Below are 18,765 nucleotides of genomic sequence, written 5' to 3' on the forward strand. Positions count from 1 at the left end.
CGGGCGCCCGGGTCAGGCCTCTTCGGCGATCTCGCCCTCGGAACGGGCGGTGAGCGAACCGCGATCCAGGGTGAGGGTGAGGGCGGTCCCCGCCGGGGCGTCGGTCGCGTCGCGCAGGATCACACCACCGTCGAGGTGGGCGATCGCGTAGCCGCGAGCCAGGGTCGCCGCGGGGGAGAGGGCTCGCAGGGATGCGCGGAGTTCTCCCGTGCGGCGCCCGGCGTCGTCGAGCTGTCGGTTCACCGCGTCTCGTCCGCGCCCGAGCAGCAGCCATGTCTCCTGCGCGCGGGCGTCGATGATCGGCGCGGGGGAGCGCAGCACGGGCCGTGAGCGCAGCTGCTCCAACTGGGCGATGTCATGCGTGATGCGCTGAGTGAGCCGGGAGGTCGCACGCGACCGGAGCTGCGCGATGAGGGCGCGCTGCTCCCCGACGTCGGGCACGACGCGCTTCGCGGCATCGGTCGGAGTCGAGGCGCGGAGGTCGGCCACGTCGTCGAGCAGGGGGTGATCGTTCTCGTGTCCGATCGCGCTCACCACAGGCGTGGATGCGGCGGCGACCGCTCGCACGAGCCTCTCGTCGCTGAAGCCCAGCAACGTCTGCGGGTCGCCTCCACCGCGGGCGATGATGATCACGTCGACCTCGGGATCGGCGTCGAGCCGTGCGAGGGCCGCGAGCGTGTCCGGAACGCAGCGGTCGCCCTGCACGGCGGCGTACTCGGTGCGGAAGCGCACCTGCGGCCAGCGCAGCTCGGCGTTGCGGTGCACATCCTTCTCGGCGTCCGAGCGCTCGCCCGTGATGAGTCCGATGACGTGCGGGAGGAACGGGAGGCGTTTCTTGCGGGAGGGGTCGAACAGGCCCTCCTGTCGCAGCTGCACGCGGAGCTTCTCGAGGCGCTCGAGCTGATCGCCGAGCCCGACGTGCTTCATCGCGGACACGGCGAAGCTGAAGTCACCCGCCTTGACGAAGTAATCGGCCTTGACCGCGGCGACCACGTGGTCGCCGACGCCGATGTCGGAGGGGATGCGCGCCCGCACGCTCGACCACACGCGGATCGAGATCTGCGCATCGGAGCGGGTGTCCTTCAGACGCGCGAACACGTTGCCGGCGCGCACGTTCCACGACGTGATCTCGCCTTCGACCCAGACGGTGTTCCACCGTGCGATGAAGTCGCGGATCGTCGCGTTCAGGCGGGTGACGGAGGTGGGGGCGTCGGCCGTGGAGTCACGGGGTGCGACGGAGTCGGCCGGCGGCGTCTCGTCTTGGCCCATCGTCGCTTCGAAGACTGTCATCCGCTCCCGTTCCCTGCCCTCGAACCTCTCCGGCCGTGCACAGCTGCACGACGGTAGAATTCAAGGGTGACTTCGACTGCCGTTCATCTCCCCGTGCCCCGCCTCCCACGAGTGCGTGCGGCGGCCGGGCGGCTTCAGGATAACCCGGTGGCCGGACGCAAGCGTGTTCTGCTCGCCGCCCCGCGCGGTTACTGCGCGGGTGTCGATCGTGCCGTCGTCGCGGTCGAGAAGGCACTCGAGCGGTACGGCGCCCCCGTCTACGTGCGCAAGCAGATCGTGCACAACATCCACGTCGTCACCGAGCTCGAGGAGAAAGGCGCGATCTTCGTCGAAGAGGTCGACGAGGTTCCCGAGGGCGCGCACATCGTCTTCAGCGCCCACGGCGTATCGCCCGCGGTCGTGAACGCCGCCTCCGACCGTGGACTGCACGCGATCGATGCCACCTGTCCTCTGGTCACCAAGGTGCACCGCGAGGCCGTACGCTTCGCGCGTGACGACTTCGAGATCCTGCTCATCGGTCACGACGGACACGAAGAGGTGGAGGGGACAGCCGGTGAGGCGCCTGACCACGTCACCGTCGTGAACTCTCCCGAAGAAGCGGACACCGTCGTCGTGAAGGATCCGAACAAGGTCGTCTGGCTGTCGCAGACCACGCTCTCGGTGGACGAGACGATGGAGACGGTCAACCGGCTGCGCACGCGATTCCCCGAGCTGCAGAATCCGCCGTCGGACGACATCTGCTACGCCACGCAGAACCGTCAGGTCGCGATCAAGAAGGTCGCTGCCGGAGCCGACCTGGTGATCGTGGTCGGCTCGTCGAACTCGTCGAACAGCGTGCGTCTGGTCGAGGTCGCTCTCGAGTACGGCGCGAAGGCGGCGTATCGCGTCGACTACGCGGAGGAGATCAAGCAGGAGTGGCTCGACGGTGTCGAGACCGTGGGTGTGACCAGTGGGGCATCCGTACCCGAGGTGCTGGTGCGCGAGGTGCTCGACGCGATCGGCGATGCCGGATACCGCGATGTCGAAGAGGTGAAGACGGCCGAGGAGGACCTCATGTTCTCTCTGCCCAAGGAACTGCGTCAGGACGCTGCAGGCCAGCGCGACGCACGGGCTCTCGGTGGTCGTGCATCCGGAGGAGGCGCGTAGCGTTGAGCGCCGCAGAGGCGGAGCCGACCCTCATCGGGTCGGTGCAACGCGCTCTGCGACTGGTCGACATCGTCGCGAACTCCCCGCGGCCTCTTCCGACGAAGATGCTCGCGGCGATCACCGGGCTGACACCCGGGACGACGTACAACCTGGTGCGCACGCTCGTGCATGAGGGGTATCTCTCGTCGGAGCCGGATGGTGTGGTGCTCGGCAGCCGATTCCCGTCGTTCCAGCAGCAGATCAGCTCCCGAGGCGTGTTCCTCGCTCGAGTGCGCGCGGCTCTGCGTGAAGTGACGGAGGAGGTGGGTGCCACGGCGTACCTCTCACGCTTCGACGACGGAGAGATGCATCTGGTCGACATCGTCGACGCGGTCCGAAACCCTCGGGTCGAGCTGTGGGTGGGGCTGCAGTCCAGCGCCCACGCCACTGCATTGGGCAAGCAGATCCTCGCCGATCTGTCGGAGGAGGATCGTCTGGACTACCTTTCCCGTCATCGCCTGCCCGAACTCACCCCGCGCACCATCACCGACCGCAGGGCGTTGCTGACGCAGTTGGAGCGGTCGCCGGGGTGGGCCGTCGATCACGAGGAATACGCGATCGGTGCCACCTGCCTCGCCGTGCCAGTCGTCGCGCCAGGTGTCAGGGCGTCGCTCGCGATCTCGCTGGACGCCGAACGGGATGTGGTCGATCGGGCACTGGTGTCGAAGCTGCAGGGGGCCGCGAGCCGTCTCTCTCTGCAACTGGGAGCAGACGCTCTGGACACCGGATCCCCCGATTCGGATTTCACTATCTGAAGTCAGACCTCTGGCGTTACGGCATGCGTTTTCCTACTATGGGGGAAGTAGCGGCATACGAGAACGCTACCGACCGCCTCAAGCGTCCCCAGCGCTGGCGGTCGACCTGGATGAGAAGCGTCCCCAGCGCTTCACGTCCGCGGCCCCGAGAAGTCCCCACTTCTCCGGGGCCGCTATCGTTTTCGGGACGCCGCTGCTGAGAGGCGGCCTGAGGTTGTGCCGTTAGCATGGCGAGATGAGCGATCAGCGGCCCCAGTACGGCGAACTCGCGACCCCCGAGGAGCAGCGACGAGCCGCGGGTCTGCCTCCGATCGATGAGCCTGTGATCGCTTCGTCCGCTGCAGCGTCACCACCGCCGGCCATGCCCGGAGCGGTCGCGGCATCGAGCCCCTCGGGTGATTCCCCCGTGAAGCGCGCACATCCGCTCGACCGTTTCGCCACGATCGCCATGCTCGCGTACGGACTGATCAACGTCGTCGTCACCGGCCTGTCCTACCTGGACCTGGCGAGCGTCTTGAACCAGACCATGAAGATCGTCGGCATCGAAGGGGAGTTCACGAACTTCGCGGCCGGCAGGACCTGGGGTGTCATCGCCGCGATCGTTCTCGTCGTCGGATGGTCGGTCACCGCCGCGCTGTCGATCCGTCGCCTCCGTCGTGGGCGCCTGACGTGGTGGGTTCCGATCGTCGGGGCTATCGTGACCATGGGCGTGGTGACGGTCTGCATCGCCGTGCCGATGATGGGCGATCCGGCGTTCGTCGCTCACCTCGAGCAGATGACGCGCCCCTGAGCCCGCTCCGTGAGGTCTGCGTCGGCGCAGGCTTCGCCGGGAACGAGAAGGGGCCCGGCAGAATGCCGGGCCCCTTCTGGTGTCTCGCGACCGATCAGCTCTTGGACTGACCGTACGAACCGAGCTGGCGGGTCGACTCGACCACTCGGGCGGCCATGGCCGACTCGGCGATCTTGCCCCAGGCGCGGGGGTCGTACTGCTTCTTGTTGCCGACCTCGCCGTCCACCTTCAGCACGCCGTCGTAGTTCTTGAACATGTAGTCGGCGATGGCACGCGTGTACGCGTACTGGGTGTCGGTGTCGATGTTCATCTTGATGACGCCGTTGGCGACCGCGAGGGCGATCTCCTCGTCGGTCGAGCCCGAGCCGCCGTGGAAGACCAGGTCGAGGGGCTTCGCGCCGGTGTTGTACTTCGCGGCGACCTCAGCCTGGATCTCGCCGAGCAGCTCGGGGCGCAGCTTCACGCCGCCGGGCTTGTAGACGCCGTGGACGTTGCCGAACGTGAGGGCTGCAATGTAGCGGCCCTGCTCGCCCAGGCCCAGTGCCTGCACGGCCTGGTCGACATCGGCGAAGGTCGTGTACAGGGCCTCGTTCGAGCCCTCGTGCTGCACGCCGTCCTCCTCGCCGCCGACGACGCCGATCTCGACCTCGAGGATGGCGTTGATGGCCTTCATACGGGGGAGCAGGTCCTTCGCGATCTCGATGTTCTCCGCGAGGGGAACAGCGGAGCCGTCCCACATGTGGGACTGGAAGATCGGGTTGCGACCGGCCTTCACCTCTTCTTCCGAGGCGGAGATCAGGGGCTCGACGAAGCCCGCGAGTGCGTCCTTCGGGCAGTGGTCGGTGTGCAGGGCGACGGTGATCGGGTAGTTCTTGGCGACCTCGGTGGCGAAACGCGCGAACGCGAGGGCGCCCGTGGCGCGAGCCTTGACCGTGTGGCCGGCGAAGTAGTCGGCACCACCCGTGGTGACCTGGATGATGCCGTCGGAGCCGGCCTCGGTCAGGCCCTGGAGGACGGAGTTGATCGTCTGCGAGCTCGAGACGTTGAATGCCGGGTACGCGAAGCCGCCGGCCTTCGCGCGGTCGAGCATTTCGGCGTACTGATCCGGGGTGGCGACGGGCATGAGAACTCCTGCGATAGGGGAAGCCGGGACAGCTGCCACTCTATCGGGGCGCACGCGCTGATACCGCAGCCGAGGTCCGGGGTGAGCCCCGCCGCTCCTGCGATCCTGTTAAGAACCACGATTCCTTCCATGGATCCTGGCGGAAAACTGGCAGTTTCAGCGCGCTCGATGGCTAGGCTGACCGCATGGTGAGTCTTACTGCTGATCTGAGCCCGCTTCGTCCCGACCGCAACCTGGCGATGGAGTTGGTGCGATCGACAGAGGCTGCGGCCATCCGTGCTGTTCCGTTCATCGGTCGCGGCGCGAAGGAGGCTGCGGACGGTGCGGCCGTCGACGCGATGCGGGCGTTCCTCGGAACGGTCGACTTCCAGGGGCGCGTCGTCATCGGTGAAGGTGAGAAGGACAACGCCCCGATGCTCTTCAACGGCGAGATCGTCGGAACAGGCCGAGGTCCGCTGTGCGACATCGCCGTCGATCCCATCGACGGGACCTCGCTGACCGCCGCCGGTCGACAGAACGCCCTGTCGGTGATCGCCGTCTCCGACCGTGGCACCATGCTCGACGCCTCGAGCGTCTTCTACATGGACAAGCTCGTGACGGGACCTGCGGGCGTCGGTGTCGTCGACATCCGTCTGCCCATCGGAGAGAACATCCGCAAGCTCGCCGGCGCACTCGACAAGCCCGTCGACGAGATCGTCGTCTCCGTGCTGAACCGTCCGCGTCACGAGCAGCTCATCCAGGAGATCCGCGATGCCGGCGCAGGCACCCGTCTGATGAGCGACGGTGACGTCGCCGGTGGCATCAACGCGGCGCGTCACGACGCCCGCACCGACATGTGCGTGGGTATCGGAGGCAGCCCGGAGGGGATCGTCACGGCCTGTGCGATCAAGGCGCTCGGCGGCCACATCCAGGGTCGGCTCTGGCCGCGTGACGACGACGAGCGTCAGCGCGGCATCGACGCGGGGCTCGACATGGACAAGGTGTACGAGGCCGACGATCTGGTACAGGGGAACAACACGATTTTCGTCGCGACGGGTGTCACCGACGGTCAGCTCGTCGCGGGTGTCCGACGCGAGCGTGGCTACGTGTACACCGAGAGCGTCGTGCTCCGAGGCGCCTCCGGGACCCTCCGTCGCATCGCCTCCGAGCACCTCGTCTCGAAGTGGCTCTGACGCGGCTCATCGTCTCTGCCGTGTGATCGTCGGCTCCGAGGCGGTCGGCATCGTTATCGAGCCGGTATGGCCTCACGCACCGACGATCCACGGTTCGCCGGGGCACCGTGTCACAATTGTCACTGGGTTTGTCGCCGTCGACGGAGCCGCCAGGCACCGCAGGCACAGGAGGGCGAACAGATGACAACGCAGCAGACGAGTGGCTCCAAGGCCGCCGCGACCAGGATCGTCACGACGAACACAGGGCGCATCCTCCGGGTGAGCGCGGATGCGGATTCCGCGCCGAAGCCCCCTACTGCGGCCCCCGCCGCACCGGCCGTCGACCCAGCCCGACGTGCGGACGTCCTCTTCCGCGTGCGTCGCGATGAAGGTCACGAGATCAGCGCATGGTGGATGATCGGCGCGTTCCTGACCACGAGTGGTCTGGTGATCCTGCTGCTGAGCGGCGTTCCTGGTATCGCCTGATCACCGGAGCCCGCCTGCTCCGTCAGCGCAGGATCAGCGTTCTTCGTCGAGTCTGATCCGCACGTCGCCCACGTCCGCGCGGAGTGGCGACTCTTCGCGCGCCGCTTCAGCCAAAGAGTTGCCTGACGCCGGTTCGCGGGTGCTCTCCTCGGAGGCGATCAGCTCGGGTGCGGTGAATCGCCTGGCTGCGCCCGTCGTCACGGCAGGTGTCGTCGAGAGCGCGGACGCGTCGACCCCGGGGAATTGGCGAGCGGTCACCAGCACACGAGTCTCGAGCGAACCGGCGAACCGGTTGTAGCTGTCGACGGTGCGCTCCAGTGCGCGGCGCAGATCGTCGGCGTGTCCGGCCAGTGTGCCCAGCCGGTCGTACAGCTGCGTGCCGAGTGCGAGCAGCGTTCGGGCCTCGGTCGAGACCTCCTGCTGCGTCCAGGTGAAGGCCACGGTCTTGAGCACAGCCCACAGGTTGACGGGGGAGGCGAGCGCGACCCGTCGGCTGAACGCGTAGTCCAGCAGTGTCGGGTCTTCGTCGATCGCCGCGGCCAGCAGCGACTCGCTCGGCAGGAAGCAGATCACGAACTCCGGGCTCGCATCGAGTCCCGCCCAATAGGCCTTCTTCGCCAGGGCGTCGATGTGCGCTCGGACTGCTTTCACGTGCTTCTGCATCAATGCTCGACGCAGAGGCTCCTGGGCGTCGCCGCCCGGAAGGGCAGATGCCTCGAGGTACGCGTCGAGTGGCACCTTGGCGTCGACTGCGATCGAACTGCCGCCTGCGAGGCGGATCACCATGTCGGGCCGGCCCTGGCCCCGATCCGTCGAGATCGTCGCCTGCAGGTCGAAGTCGATGTGCCGGGTGAGGCCTGCGGCTTCGACGACGCGGCGCAACTGCGTCTCGCCCCACACTCCTCGTGTGGCGCTGGAACGCAGCGCTCCGGCGAGCGATTCGGTGGTCGCCCGGAGCGCCTCGTCGGACTCCTGCGCTCGACGCAGCTGCTCTTCGAGAGTGCCGAACTGGGCGTGACGCTCCCGCTCGATCGCCGCGACCTTGGTCTGCATCTGCTGCAGGCTCTCCCGCACGGGCGCGAGCGCGGTCAGCACCGCATTCTGCTGCTGCACCCGCTGGGCCTCGGCGCGCTGCTCGTTTCGCGCATGCTCGACGGCATCGCGGTACAGGTCGTACTGACGGTCTCGATCGTCGCGCGCAGCCGCCAGCTCGGCCTGAGTGCGCGCGAGGTCGGCGGCGCCTCGGCCGGCTCGAAGGAACCACCCGACGGCGACGCCCGCCGCGAGTGCGACGAGCAAGAGAACGACAGCCAGAGCATCCATGTGTTCATCATGGGGTCAGCCTCCGACATTTCGGAGGTCGCCGCGCATGGAGCAGGTGGGCCGGGTCAGGCGACGGCGCGTTCCAGCGTGGGGGCGGCGGGAGCCACGGGCGCGGTGACCCGCAGGCTCAGGGCGTCGGCGAGAGCGAAGACGTCGCCCGCACCGGCTCTTGCGGCCGCGTCGATCACGATCTGGGCACACGCACGGGCATCGGCCAGGGCGTCGTGGTGCGAGAACTCCTCGAACCCCGCGGCCGCAGCGGCGACCGGCAGCCGGTATGAGTCGAGCGTGTAGGTCTTGCGGGCGACCTGCAGGCTGCACAGCGAGCGATAGGGCGGGCAGAGCTGGCCCGTCGCCTCGGATGCGCGACGCAGCACATTGAGATCGAAGCCGGCGTTGTGGGCGACGAGCACATCGGCCCCCGCGAAGGCGCACAGGCGGTCGAACTGGTCGACCCAGGTCGCGGCCGACCGCACGTCTTCCGGCTGGATGCCGTGGATGCGTACGTTCCACTCCTGGAACTCGTCGTGTCCGGGCGGCGGCTGGATCAGCCAACCGGTGGTCGCGACGACCTGGCCGTCTCGCACCCGGACGAGTCCGACGGAACAGGCGGAAGCCGGGCTGGAGTTCGCGGTCTCGAAGTCGATCGCAGTGAAATCCAGGGGCACATCCCCACTTTCCCCCGGCCTCGCGGAGACGCCTCGGAGACTCGCCGTATGCTGGCGACATGGCTGAGGACATGGCGACGTCGTTCGGAGCGCAGGCCGGCAACTACGAGCTCGGTCGTCCCGACTACCCCTTCGAGGCGGTGGCCTGGATGCTGGAGCGCATGCCGCACGGCACGCGGCGGATCGCCGACGTCGGTGCCGGCACGGGGAAGCTCACAAGAGTTCTCGCGGAGGCGCCCGACGCCGAGGTCGTCGCCATCGATCCCGACCCCGTGATGCTCGCGACTCTTCGCGGTGCAGTGCCGGGTGTGCCGACGTTCCAGGGGTCGGCGGAGCAGCTGCCTCTTCCGGATGCGAGCGTCGATGCGGTGGTGCTGGGCCAGGCCTGGCACTGGGTCGATCCGGTCAGCGGCTCAGCCGAGATCGGGCGCGCGGTGCGCAGCGGCGGAGTACTCGGTCTCATCTGGAACATCCGCGACGACCGTGTCGACTGGGTGCGCAGGCTCACCGAGATCATGCACGGCAGCCACGCCGAGAACATGCTCGCCGAGGGCGACCCGGTCGTCGCGGCGCCGTTCGCCGGACTCGAGCAGGAGCGCTGGGAGTGGACCCGCTCCGTGACGCGCGACGTGCTGCACCGGATGGCGGCGTCGCGCAGCTACATCATCACCGCTCCGGACGAGGAGAAGGCGCGCATCGGTCGGGATCTGGACGCGCTCTTCGACGAGCTCGACCTGCACGGCGACGCCACGATCGAGCTTCCGTACGTGACGCGGGCGTATCGAGCCGTTCGCGACTGACGCCATCACGCGGTCTCTGCGGCTCGGGCCGCTGCGCCGGGTCAGGCTTTCGCGCCGGATCAGGCCGAACGGCCCGGCGTCTGCCTGATCTCGCGCGTTCGCCTGATCTCGCGCCTGGCTCGCGACTCGTTCGTGCCCCGCTCGCACGGCGTCCCGCAGGATCGTCAGGCCTCGGCCAGGTAGACTCGTGCCCCGTGGCTCTCACTATCGGTATCGTCGGCCTGCCCAACGTCGGCAAGTCCACCCTCTTCAACGCCCTCACCAAGAACGACGTGCTCGCGGCGAACTATCCGTTCGCGACGATCGAGCCCAACGTCGGCGTGGTGAACCTTCCCGATCCTCGCCTCGACAAGCTCGCGGAGATCTTCGGCAGCGAGCGCATCCTGCCCGCAGCGGTGTCGTTCGTCGACATCGCCGGCATCGTCCGCGGGGCGAGCGAGGGTGAGGGTCTGGGCAACAAGTTCCTCGCGAACATCCGCGAGGCCGACGCCATCGCTCAGGTCGTGCGCGGCTTCGCCGATGACGACGTCGTGCACGTCGACGGCACAGTGAACCCTGCTTCCGACATGGAGACCATCAACGCGGAACTCATGCTCGCCGACCTCGAGACCGTCGACAAGGCGATCACGCGGTACGAGAAGGAAGTGCGCGGCAAGAAGATCGAGCCCATCGTGCTCGAGACCGCGAACGCGGCGAAGGATGCTCTCGAGCGCGGTGTGCTGCTGTCGGTCGCAGGCATCGACCTGACGCCGATCCGGGAGCTGGGTCTGCTCACCGCGAAGCCCGTCATCTTCGTCTTCAACGTCGACGAGTCCGTGCTGACCGACGACGCGCGCAAGGCGGAGCTCGCCGCCCTCGTCGCCCCGGCGAAGGCCATCTTCCTCGACGCGAAGATCGAGTCCGAGCTCATCGACCTCGACCCGGAAGACGCAGCCGAGCTCCTCGCCTCGACCGGCCAGGACGAGTCCGGTCTCGACCAGCTCGCCCGCATCGGCTTCGACACCCTCGGTCTGCAGACCTACCTGACCGCCGGCCCGAAAGAAGCCCGGGCCTGGACCATCCCCAAGGGATCGAAGGCGCCGCAGGCTGCAGGTGTGATCCACACCGACTTCGAGAAGGGCTTCATCAAGGCCGAGATCGTCTCGTTCGAAGACCTGGTCGAGACGGGCTCCGTCGTCGAAGCCCGCGCCAAGGGCAAGGCCCGCCTCGAAGGCAAGGACTACGTCATGCAGGACGGCGACGTCGTGGAGTTCCGCTTCAACAACTGACTTCTTCCCTTCGGAGAGCCCATGGTGCTAGACGATGCCTTGCAGGCAGTGGGGATTGGAGACGCGGACATGTCGCTGGAGTTCAGCGACCCGCAGTTCTCCGAGACGGGCGATCTCCGGTACCTTCAGGCGCGCCTGCACGGGAAGCGGCTGGAGGCGCAGGTCACCTTCTACGTCTGGGACATCGCAGAGCTCGTGCGCTACTTCCGGTCACTCGACCAGGACTGGCGTGGCTGGCTGGGTGAGCGGCAGTACGCGTCGGTCGAGGAAGACCTGGTGCTGAGTGCACGCCATGTGGGGCGTATCGAGCTCTCGGTGACACTGACGGGGGAAGCGGCACGTGACATCTCGACGCGAGTGGGGTGGACTGCGCAGGCGGTCGTCGGCGTCGAGCCGGGGGAGGAGCTGTCGCGTTTCGTCCGGGACCTCGATCGTCTCGTCACTCGGGCGATCTTTCCGCGCGGATGATGTCGAGGTCATCCCGGTACCGTGTCGCGCCGAAGTCGGGGAAGCGCTCGTTGAATTTCGCGGAGTCGAAACGGCTGTCGTGCGCGTAGCGCGGTAGCAGTTCCCGCAGCTCCCTGACCTGCGGCGAGAAGATGCCGAGGTTTTCGGGCACCCATCGGGGGAACGACGGAGCACCCGGTCTGACGGCCGAGTAGGTCCTGCGCTATTGCGACGAACTCGCGATAGGTCGGTCGATCCTCATCGACGGGAAGGTGCCACGTCGTGCCGAAAGTACCGGGAGCGCGGGCATGGCTCCGTTCGTGTAGATTCGCCGGCAGGTGCGGTTCGAGGCAGACGGTCGCACGAGGGGCGGACGGCCGTCTCGACGGAGCATCGGGAGCTGTGGATGGGCGATGACTCGCCAAGCGCGTCCCTGACGCCGGATCGGCGGCGTGACGCGTTACCCATCCGCATCTGTCTGATCATCGTCATCGTCGGCCTCGTCGTGAGCGGGATCACCGCATTCCCGCTGCGCGAGGAGCTGGCGCTCGGGCGCGACATCCTGAACGACACGGGTCTCAGCGCAGTCTTCCCCGACCTCGCTTCCTGGGTGCAGCGAGTCGCGGAAGGGCTCGAGATCACCGGGGCCGACTATCCGTTCCTGGCCTACGGCACGGACTGGCTGGCATTCGCGCACCTGGCCATCGCGGTGGCCTTCGTCGGCCCGCTCGTCGACCCGGTGCGCAATGTCTGGGTCACCATCTGGGGTCTCATCCTGTGCGCGGGCATCGTTCCGCTTGCACTGATCGCCGGTGCGGTTCGCGGCCTCCCGCTCGGCTGGCAGCTCATCGACATGTCCTTCGGTGTGGTCGCTGCCGTGCCGCTGACGATCGCGCTCGTGCTGACGCGCCGACTCCAGAGATCGAATGCGATCCACGCCTGAGGCACCGCGTCCGCACACCTCCCGCGCGGGTGCGAGGATTGACGGATGACCGCAACACTCGTGGCCCAAGGGCTGGCCGGCGGGTACGGCCACCGCACCCTGTTCGACTCGCTCGACCTGACGGTCACGGCCGGCGACGTCGTCGGCCTCGTCGGGGTCAACGGGGCAGGGAAGTCGACGCTCCTGAAGCTGCTCGCCGGTGTCGATGAACCGCAGGCCGGGACCATCCGGCTCTCTCCGGCCGACGCCTTCGTCGGCTGGCTTCCGCAGGAGCACGAGCGCATCGTCGGTGAGAGTGTCGTCGACTACATCGGCCGTCGCACGGGCTGCACGGCTGCGACGAAGGACATGGACGAGGCTGCCGCCGCCCTCGGCGACCCGAGGCTCGCGGCTCCGGGCACGGACCCTGCAGACACGTACTCGGTCGCGCTCGATCGGTGGCTGGCGAGCGGTGCCGCCGACCTCGACGAGCGGCTTCCGGCGGTGCTCGCCGACCTCGGACTCGACCTCGGCGATGATCCCGCCGACACGATGATGACATCGCTGTCGGGTGGGCAGGCCGCCCGGGTCGGGCTCGCCGCGCTCCTGCTCTCGCGCTTCGACATCGCGCTGTTGGACGAGCCGACCAACGACCTCGACCTCGACGGTATCGAGCGACTCGAAGCGTTCGTGCAGGGGCTCCGTGGCGGCGCGGTGGTGGTCAGCCACGACCGTGAGTTCCTGGCCCGCTGTGTGACCCGCGTGCTGGAGCTCGACCTGGCGCAGGGCAGCAACAGGGTGTTCGGGGGCGGGTACGACTCGTACCTGGAGGAGCGGGCCACCCTTCGTCGACACGCGCGCGAGAAGTACGACGAGTTCGCCGACAAGAAGGCCGATCTCGTCGCACGGGCTCGCACGCAGCGGGAGTGGTCGAGCCAGGGCGTACGCAACGCGATGAGGAAGTCGCCCGACAACGACAAGATCAAGCGCAAGGCATCTGCCGAGTCCAGCGAGAAGCAGGCGCAGAAGGTGCGTCAGATGGAGAGCAGGATCGCCCGGCTCGAAGAGGTCGAGGAGCCGCGCAAGGAGTGGCAGCTCGAGTTCACGATCGGCTCGGCACCGCGCTCCAGCTCCGTCGTCTCGACGCTGAGCTCCGCCGTGTTCCGGCAGGGGACGTTCCGGCTCGGCCCGGTGTCGCTGCAGGTCAACGCGGGGGAGCGGATCGGCATCACCGGACCCAACGGTGCGGGGAAGTCGACGCTGCTGCGCGGACTCCTGGGACGGCAGAATCCCGACGAGGGGACGGCGAGCCTCGGTGCGAGCGTGCAGATCGGTGAGATCGACCAGGCTCGCGCGCAGCTGACCGGCTCGCAACCTCTCGCGGCGGCATTCGAAGAGCTCGTACCCGAGATGGCCTCCGGTGACATCCGCACCCTCCTCGCCAAGTTCGGACTCAAGGCCGATCACGTCACTCGCGCGGTCGACGAGCTCTCGCCCGGAGAGCGCACCCGCGCAGGACTCGCCCTGCTCCAGGCGCGCGGCGTCAACCTGCTCGTCCTCGATGAGCCGACGAACCACCTCGACCTGCCCGCGATCGAGCAGCTCGAACAGGCTCTCGAGTCCTACGAGGGAACACTGTTGCTCGTGACCCATGATCGGCGCATGCTCGCGACGGTGAAGACCGACCGTCACTGGCGCGTGGAGGCGGGGCAGGTGGTCGAGGCGTGACGGCCTTGGTGATCGACACCGTTCCTCACGATCGCCTGACCACGAATGATGTGGCACGGCTGCGGGAGCTATTCGACGAGGAGTATGTCGTGCAGTTCGGCGAGTGGGACCCCGATCAGCCCTACGGCTACGCACCCCACGACCTGCACGTCATCGCCCGACTCGGAAACGACGTGGTGGGTCATGTCGGATGGGCCCGCCGCACGATCGGCGTCGGCACCGCGGAGGTCGTGATCGCGGGCGTGGGTGGGGTGCTGATCGCTCCGCGTGCACGGGGAGAAGGGGCGGGCGCGGAGCTCATGGCAGCCGCGGCCGCATCGATGAAGGAGTCCGGGGAGATCGGGTTCGGCTACCTCGGGTGCCGCGAGGAGGTCGCCCCGTTCTACGCGTCGTGCGGGTGGCAGCGGGTCGCTGCGGTCGAGAAGTTGATCGATCGCATGGGACAGCCCGTGACGCAGCCGGCGGGTCCACCCATCCTGTTGCTCCCGGTCGGGGCGCCTGTGCATTCGTGGCCGGCAGGTGCGATCGATCTCCGCGGGCGCGCCTGGTAGCCGATCGCGCGGGGAGGACCAGAGGTGTCGTCGTCTCGGCGACGGCCAGGTCGGGATACGCTGGAGCACGGCGGCTCCGGTCGCGGTCCGGTCGCTGGCGTCCGCCGTGGGCGTTCCGCCTGAGTTCCTGACCCTGACGGCACGAGGAGATTGACGCCGATGACCGAGACCCAGATCTTCGAGCCCGACGGCCGTGCGATCCCCTTCGTCGACGAGGGCGACGGGCCCGTCAAGCTGGTCCTGATCCAGGAGCGCGACGTGGCGGCGGATGTGCTCGGCGTCGTGGCGCACTACCTCGCGGAGGAAGCAGGGTTCCACGTGCTGCGGATCGGCCACCGCGCCGAGGGCAAGCACGACGAGGTGACGCTGGCTGCGCGGGTCGAAGACGCACTCGCCGTGATCGACCACGTCGGCCTCGGCGACACCTGGATCGGCGGACACGGCTTCGGCGGGACGGTGGCGCGTGCCTTCGCGGTCGCACATGCCGACCGTGTGAACGGTCTGGCCCTGCTGGCCGTCGAAGATGACGCGACGCCGCTCGCGCCCGTGATGCCCGTCCTCATCATCCAGGGCAGCAAGGACATCGAGACACCCGCGGCGAACGGCGAGGAGCTGCAGTCCACGGCCCCTGAGCGCGCGAGCGTGAAGACCATCGAGGGCGGCGACCACATGTTCCCGATGACCTTCCCGATCGAGACGGCCGTCGTGATCGAGGAGTACCTCGACTGGGATTGAGGGGCGGGGTCCGCTCTAGCGACCCTGCCGCTTCTTGTACGGCTTCGGCTGGCCCTTGACCGCGGGAGCACGTCCCTTGCCCTTCGAGGCCTTGGCCTTGCCCCCGGCGGGGGCGGGGGTGCTGCGAACCGGCTCGGGTGCCGCCGCGACTTCTGCACGTGCCTCCACGAGCAGCAGCTCACCGACGGGGGTCAGTCGCGTCGGACCTTCGCGGTGGACGATCGGGTGGCCCACCTCGGCTTCGAGCTTGTCGATCGAGGTGTAGAGGGAGGCGAGCGGGATTCCGAGCTTGTCTGCCGCGCGGGGGAAATGCAGTTCATCCGCCAGGACGACGAAGCGACGGAGCAAGGAGATCTTCACGGAAGCCTTTCGCGGGTCCGCACGGGTTTGCGGACTGCTTCCAGGGTACGTGTCCCGACAGACGGATGCCGCGACCGAGTCGGCCGCGGCATCCGGAATCCTTCGGTCAGGCGACCTGTGGGGTGACGGCGAACGACACGGAGCCTTCGTCGTCCACGCCGGCGTCGAGGATCTTGTCGTCGAGAGCGGCGACCGCCGACTCGTCGAGGAACAGTCGGGTGCCGGCGACCTCCACGACCTGATCCTGCGGCTCGGGGTCGGCGGCGACGAGCACGGCGAGGCGTGCGCCGCCCTCCGCGTTCTGCGGCTCCGTCGAGTGGATGCGGAGCCCGGCATCCGGGGCGTCGGTCTGACGGCTCACCAGAGTCGTCACGATGGCGGAGGCGTTGTCGGTGAGGGTGAGCACGAGACTCTCCTTCCGGTTGGGGCATGCCACGGTCGCGACATGTCCGGGCTACGATGCCGGACCACGGAGTCGGTCTCAACCCCCTTGCGGGGATTCGGAGGAGGCTCTTACCCTGCTCGCAGGTTCTTGCGCAGAAACACCTGTGCGGTGCCGTCGCCGTCGGGTACACGCTCGTGTTCCCGGTACCCGCATGATTCGTAGAGGCGGATGTTCGCCTCACTCAGGCTCCCGGTGAACAGTTCGGCGACGTCGGCGTCCGAGGCCTTCTCGGCGCTCTCCAGCAGCAGGCGGCCGATTCCCTCGCCCTGCATGTCCGGCGCGATCGCGATCCTGCCGATCAGCAGCAGCCCGTCCTTCTCCACGTAACGGATCGCACCCACGAGCCGCCCGTCGACGCGGGCGGTGAGCCCGGACTCGGACCGGAGCTCCGCTTCCAGCTCGGGGAGGGTCTGCGTCAGCGGCGGCATGTCGACGCTTCCGTAGATCGCGGCCTCCGACACGAACGCAGCCCGTTGCACGGTCAGCACCTCGCCGGCGTCGCGGTCGCTGATGGGGGAGATGACGATCTCCTCCCGCTCTGCGGGCTGGTCAGGATGGCGATCTTCGTTCACGATGTCTGCGTCACTCACTCGAGTCACATTCCGGTGTGAGCCCCCACGGTGTCAACCCCCTCGCTGCGGACGACGGCCAGCGCTAGCGTCGCGATCAGGAGGTCACACCATGGCTGAAAGCACAACGACCAAGAAGACCGGCGGCTCGACGAAGGGCGCGGTCAAGACGACCAGGCAACAGAACGCGGAGAAGGGCTTCACCGCCTCGACCACGCTCGCGAAGAACCTGCAGGCGGTGCTCGTCGACCTGCTGGACCTCGCGATCCAGGGCAAGCAGGCCCATTGGAACGTCGTGGGGCGCAACTTCCGTGACACCCATCGCCAGCTCGACGAGATCATCGACGACGCACGCACCTTCAGCGACACGATCGCCGAGCGCATGCGCGCCCTGCACGCCGTGCCGGACGGACGGAGCGCCACGATCGCGAAGACCTCGTCGCTTCCGGAGTTCCCGGCAGGAGAGGTGTCCACCACCGAGACGATCGACCTGGTCACCGCGCGCCTCGAGGCGGCGGTCGGTACGGCTCGCGACGTGCACGATGCCGTCGACGAAGAGGACCCGACGTCGGCAGACCTGCTGCACGCGATCATCGAGCGACTCGAGCAGTTCGCCTGGATGGTCAGCGCGGAGAATCGCAGCCCGGCGGGCCGCTGAGCGCCCTCTCACCCGCGAACCGCGCCGTCATTCCAGCCCGGCCCCGCGGGTGAGAGGCCTCCCGCGCATGACTCGGGGGAGGGCCACCCACAGAGACGCGACCAGAACGAGCGCCGCGAAGAGGGCGATCACGCCGGCTGTGCGGTTCACCGTGAAGTCGACGATCAGAGTGGTGACCCCGACGGTCAACGCACCGATCACGACCAGGTCGATGCGGACGATCCGGGCGGCGATGCGCACGAGATCGGGTTTGCGACGACGGCCGAACAGCGCCCTGTGCATGCCGACCGGTGCGAGGGCCAAGATCGTCGCGACGGCTGCGAGAGCGACGAGGACGACGTACAGGTCGCGCTGGAGCTCGTCCATGTCGGTGAACCGTGGCTGGAAGGCGACAGCCAGGAGGAAGCCCGTGAGGATCTGGGTGCCGGTCTGCATGACCCGCAGCTCCTGCAGCAGCTCGTCCCAGTTGCGATCCGCCCGCTCGTTCGCGGTCTCATCCCGTCCGTCCACGCGGTCGTCGCGCTCGTGCTCGCCACCCGAAGGCTCTGATGTCATGCTCTCAGTGTGGATTTCCCGCACGGGCGCTGTCCAGCGGCTTGCATCCCCCGAACGAAGGAGGGCATGATGACGCTCCCACCGATCCGCGACTGGTGGCCTGAGCTCTCGCAGGACGGGCGTCGAGCGGTGGTCGACAGCGATACGCCTCATCTCGACGATGCGGTGCGCGAAGAGATCCGTGTGATCACCGGTGCCGTGGTCGGCATGGTGGAGTCTCTGAGCGACTCGGACCTCTCCTACGCGCGAGCGCACATCGAGGACGAGGACGGAGGTCAGGGAGTGGGCGTGTCCTGAGGAGCGTCGGGTTCGGCGATCGTGGAGACTTCCTCGCGCAGGCGCGGCTCGGTGCGGCGTTCGGGTCGCACCCCGGCCTTGTCGGCATAGAACGCGCGGATCCGGTCCATGTCGGCCGCGACGTCTCCGGTCAGATCGATCGTCGGCCCGAGGCCGGTGGTCATGGTGGTCCGGTCCACGAAGCCGAGGGTGACCGGCAGGCCCGTCTCGCGAGCGATCCGGTAGAAGCCCGACTTCCAGTAGTCGTTGCCCCCGCGCGTTCCATCGGGCGTGACGACGAGGCCGAAAACGGTTCCGTCGTGCACCTGTCCCACGACGTCCTTCACCACGCGAGCCGGATCGTCCCTGTCGACGGGGATCCCGCCGAGCCGCCGCATGATCGGACCGCGCCAACCGCGGAAGAGGCTCTTCTTCCCGAGCCAGTGCACGCTGATGTCGAGCTTCCATGCGATGGCGAGCATCAGCACGAAGTCCCAGTTCGACGTATGGGGCGCTCCGACGAGCACGGTGGGGCGCGTCGGCGCCGCTTCGCTCACGAGCTTCCATCTGCTGAACGCCCAGAACACGCGGGCGAGGAGTCGTTTGAGCATGGATCAACCGTAGGGGAGAACGGCTGTCGATCTGCTGTCGACGTCCCGGGGATGGCTTCGACGCCACCT

At 68.0% G+C, this 18,765-nt stretch carries 24 protein-coding genes; 14 read left to right on the forward strand and 10 right to left on the reverse strand.

The features are described 5' to 3' along the window. Positions 1–12: 12 nt before the first annotated feature. Positions 13–1,290, reverse strand: a complete 1,278-nt coding sequence (xseA, locus tag RN51_RS03930) for an exodeoxyribonuclease VII large subunit (RefSeq protein WP_045262738.1) — start codon at positions 1,288–1,290, stop codon at positions 13–15. Between the two features lie 93 nt (positions 1,291–1,383). On the opposite strand from xseA, the gene RN51_RS03935 reads away from it, so the two are divergent. The 3 genes from RN51_RS03935 to RN51_RS03945 all read left to right on the forward strand — a co-directional run bounded on the left by RN51_RS03935 (position 1,384) and on the right by RN51_RS03945 (position 4,020). Beyond that, positions 1,384–2,436 (forward strand): 4-hydroxy-3-methylbut-2-enyl diphosphate reductase, encoded by a 1,053-nt coding sequence (locus tag RN51_RS03935; RefSeq protein ID WP_419865790.1) that lies wholly within the window; start codon positions 1,384–1,386, stop codon positions 2,434–2,436. A gap of 2 nt (positions 2,437–2,438) precedes the next feature. Then, entirely contained in the window at positions 2,439–3,230 is a 792-nt protein-coding gene (locus RN51_RS03940) for an IclR family transcriptional regulator (protein WP_045262740.1), read from the forward strand. A gap of 235 nt (positions 3,231–3,465) precedes the next feature. After that, positions 3,466–4,020, forward strand: a complete 555-nt coding sequence (locus RN51_RS03945) for a DUF6264 family protein (RefSeq protein WP_045262741.1) — start codon at positions 3,466–3,468, stop codon at positions 4,018–4,020. Positions 4,021–4,114: 94 nt separating this feature from the next. Here the strand turns inward: RN51_RS03945 and fbaA are convergent, their stop codons facing one another. Further along, positions 4,115–5,143 carry a class II fructose-bisphosphate aldolase gene (fbaA, locus tag RN51_RS03950; protein ID WP_045262742.1) on the reverse strand — a complete coding sequence of 343 codons (1,029 nt, stop codon included), beginning with the start codon at positions 5,141–5,143 and terminating at the stop codon, positions 4,115–4,117. 185 nt (positions 5,144–5,328) lie between these two features. On the opposite strand from fbaA, the gene glpX reads away from it, so the two are divergent. Both glpX and RN51_RS03960 read left to right on the forward strand, forming a co-directional pair. Continuing rightward, the gene (gene glpX, locus RN51_RS03955) at positions 5,329–6,315 is read left to right on the forward strand and encodes a class II fructose-bisphosphatase (RefSeq protein WP_045262743.1); all 987 of its coding nucleotides are present in this window, start codon (positions 5,329–5,331) and stop codon (positions 6,313–6,315) included. A gap of 180 nt (positions 6,316–6,495) precedes the next feature. Next, the gene (locus RN51_RS03960; RefSeq protein ID WP_045262744.1) at positions 6,496–6,780 is read left to right on the forward strand and encodes a hypothetical protein; all 285 of its coding nucleotides are present in this window, start codon (positions 6,496–6,498) and stop codon (positions 6,778–6,780) included. 33 nt (positions 6,781–6,813) lie between these two features. Here RN51_RS03960 and RN51_RS03965 read toward each other — a convergent pair whose 3' ends face one another. Then, positions 6,814–8,103, reverse strand: coding sequence for a DNA recombination protein RmuC (locus tag RN51_RS03965; protein WP_045262745.1), 1,290 nt, complete (start codon positions 8,101–8,103; stop codon positions 6,814–6,816). A gap of 65 nt (positions 8,104–8,168) precedes the next feature. Continuing rightward, complete coding sequence (locus RN51_RS03970; protein ID WP_045262746.1) at positions 8,169–8,771, reverse strand: 3'-5' exonuclease; 603 nt, start codon at positions 8,769–8,771, stop codon at positions 8,169–8,171. A 59-nt stretch (positions 8,772–8,830) separates the two neighbouring features. Between RN51_RS03970 and RN51_RS03975 the strand changes: the two genes are divergently transcribed. The 3 genes from RN51_RS03975 to RN51_RS03985 all read left to right on the forward strand — a co-directional run bounded on the left by RN51_RS03975 (position 8,831) and on the right by RN51_RS03985 (position 11,307). After that, positions 8,831–9,571, forward strand: a complete 741-nt coding sequence (locus RN51_RS03975) for a class I SAM-dependent methyltransferase (protein ID WP_045262747.1) — start codon at positions 8,831–8,833, stop codon at positions 9,569–9,571. 194 nt (positions 9,572–9,765) lie between these two features. Then, a complete protein-coding gene (ychF, locus tag RN51_RS03980; protein ID WP_045262748.1) occupies positions 9,766–10,839 on the forward strand; it encodes a redox-regulated ATPase YchF in 1,074 nt (357 codons plus the stop codon). Positions 10,840–10,908: 69 nt separating this feature from the next. Next, complete coding sequence (locus tag RN51_RS03985) at positions 10,909–11,307, forward strand: DUF6228 family protein (RefSeq protein WP_045262749.1); 399 nt, start codon at positions 10,909–10,911, stop codon at positions 11,305–11,307. Here RN51_RS03985 and RN51_RS17925 read toward each other — a convergent pair. Continuing rightward, a complete protein-coding gene (locus tag RN51_RS17925) occupies positions 11,279–11,458 on the reverse strand; it encodes a hypothetical protein (protein WP_052674571.1) in 180 nt (59 codons plus the stop codon). The two genes, RN51_RS03985 and RN51_RS17925, sit on opposite strands and share 29 nt — an antisense overlap. 234 nt (positions 11,459–11,692) lie before the next feature. Between RN51_RS17925 and RN51_RS03995 the strand changes: the two genes are divergently transcribed. The 4 genes from RN51_RS03995 (at position 11,693) to RN51_RS04010 (ending at position 15,222) form a co-directional block, all read left to right on the forward strand. Further along, on the forward strand, positions 11,693–12,229 hold the full coding sequence (locus RN51_RS03995; RefSeq protein WP_045262750.1) for a membrane protein: 537 nt from the start codon (positions 11,693–11,695) through the stop codon (positions 12,227–12,229). Between the two features lie 45 nt (positions 12,230–12,274). Beyond that, entirely contained in the window at positions 12,275–13,936 is a 1,662-nt protein-coding gene (gene abc-f / locus RN51_RS04000; protein ID WP_045262751.1) for a ribosomal protection-like ABC-F family protein, read from the forward strand. Continuing rightward, positions 13,933–14,487, forward strand: coding sequence for a GNAT family N-acetyltransferase (locus RN51_RS04005; protein ID WP_045262752.1), 555 nt, complete (start codon positions 13,933–13,935; stop codon positions 14,485–14,487). Before abc-f ends, RN51_RS04005 begins: the two co-directional genes overlap by 4 nt. 159 nt (positions 14,488–14,646) lie before the next feature. Further along, positions 14,647–15,222 carry an alpha/beta fold hydrolase gene (locus RN51_RS04010; RefSeq protein ID WP_045262753.1) on the forward strand — a complete coding sequence of 192 codons (576 nt, stop codon included), beginning with the start codon at positions 14,647–14,649 and terminating at the stop codon, positions 15,220–15,222. A 15-nt stretch (positions 15,223–15,237) separates the two neighbouring features. Here RN51_RS04010 and RN51_RS04015 read toward each other — a convergent pair whose 3' ends face one another. The 3 genes from RN51_RS04015 to RN51_RS04025 all read right to left on the reverse strand — a co-directional run bounded on the left by RN51_RS04015 (position 15,238) and on the right by RN51_RS04025 (position 16,599). Then, a complete protein-coding gene (locus RN51_RS04015; RefSeq protein ID WP_045262754.1) occupies positions 15,238–15,582 on the reverse strand; it encodes a helix-turn-helix domain-containing protein in 345 nt (114 codons plus the stop codon). Between the two features lie 106 nt (positions 15,583–15,688). Next, entirely contained in the window at positions 15,689–15,988 is a 300-nt protein-coding gene (locus RN51_RS04020) for a Fe-S cluster assembly protein HesB (protein ID WP_045262755.1), read from the reverse strand. 107 nt (positions 15,989–16,095) lie between these two features. Beyond that, on the reverse strand, positions 16,096–16,599 hold the full coding sequence (locus RN51_RS04025) for a GNAT family N-acetyltransferase (RefSeq protein WP_082066398.1): 504 nt from the start codon (positions 16,597–16,599) through the stop codon (positions 16,096–16,098). A gap of 109 nt (positions 16,600–16,708) precedes the next feature. Between RN51_RS04025 and RN51_RS04030 the strand changes: the two genes are divergently transcribed. Beyond that, positions 16,709–17,254 (forward strand): Dps family protein, encoded by a 546-nt coding sequence (locus RN51_RS04030; RefSeq protein WP_045262756.1) that lies wholly within the window; start codon positions 16,709–16,711, stop codon positions 17,252–17,254. Between the two features lie 27 nt (positions 17,255–17,281). On the opposite strand, the gene RN51_RS04035 is transcribed toward RN51_RS04030, so the two are convergent. Beyond that, positions 17,282–17,809 carry a DUF6328 family protein gene (locus RN51_RS04035; RefSeq protein ID WP_045262757.1) on the reverse strand — a complete coding sequence of 176 codons (528 nt, stop codon included), beginning with the start codon at positions 17,807–17,809 and terminating at the stop codon, positions 17,282–17,284. A gap of 69 nt (positions 17,810–17,878) precedes the next feature. Between RN51_RS04035 and RN51_RS04040 the strand changes: the two genes are divergently transcribed. Beyond that, the gene (locus tag RN51_RS04040; RefSeq protein ID WP_156149081.1) at positions 17,879–18,106 is read left to right on the forward strand and encodes a hypothetical protein; all 228 of its coding nucleotides are present in this window, start codon (positions 17,879–17,881) and stop codon (positions 18,104–18,106) included. Here RN51_RS04040 and RN51_RS04045 read toward each other — a convergent pair. Then, complete coding sequence (locus tag RN51_RS04045; protein WP_045262759.1) at positions 18,085–18,696, reverse strand: 1-acyl-sn-glycerol-3-phosphate acyltransferase; 612 nt, start codon at positions 18,694–18,696, stop codon at positions 18,085–18,087. The genes RN51_RS04040 and RN51_RS04045 overlap by 22 nt on opposite strands. Positions 18,697–18,765: the final 69 nt, after the last annotated feature.

This window comes from Microbacterium oxydans (assembly GCF_000956405.1).
Lineage (GTDB): Bacteria > Actinomycetota > Actinomycetes > Actinomycetales > Microbacteriaceae > Microbacterium > Microbacterium oxydans_C.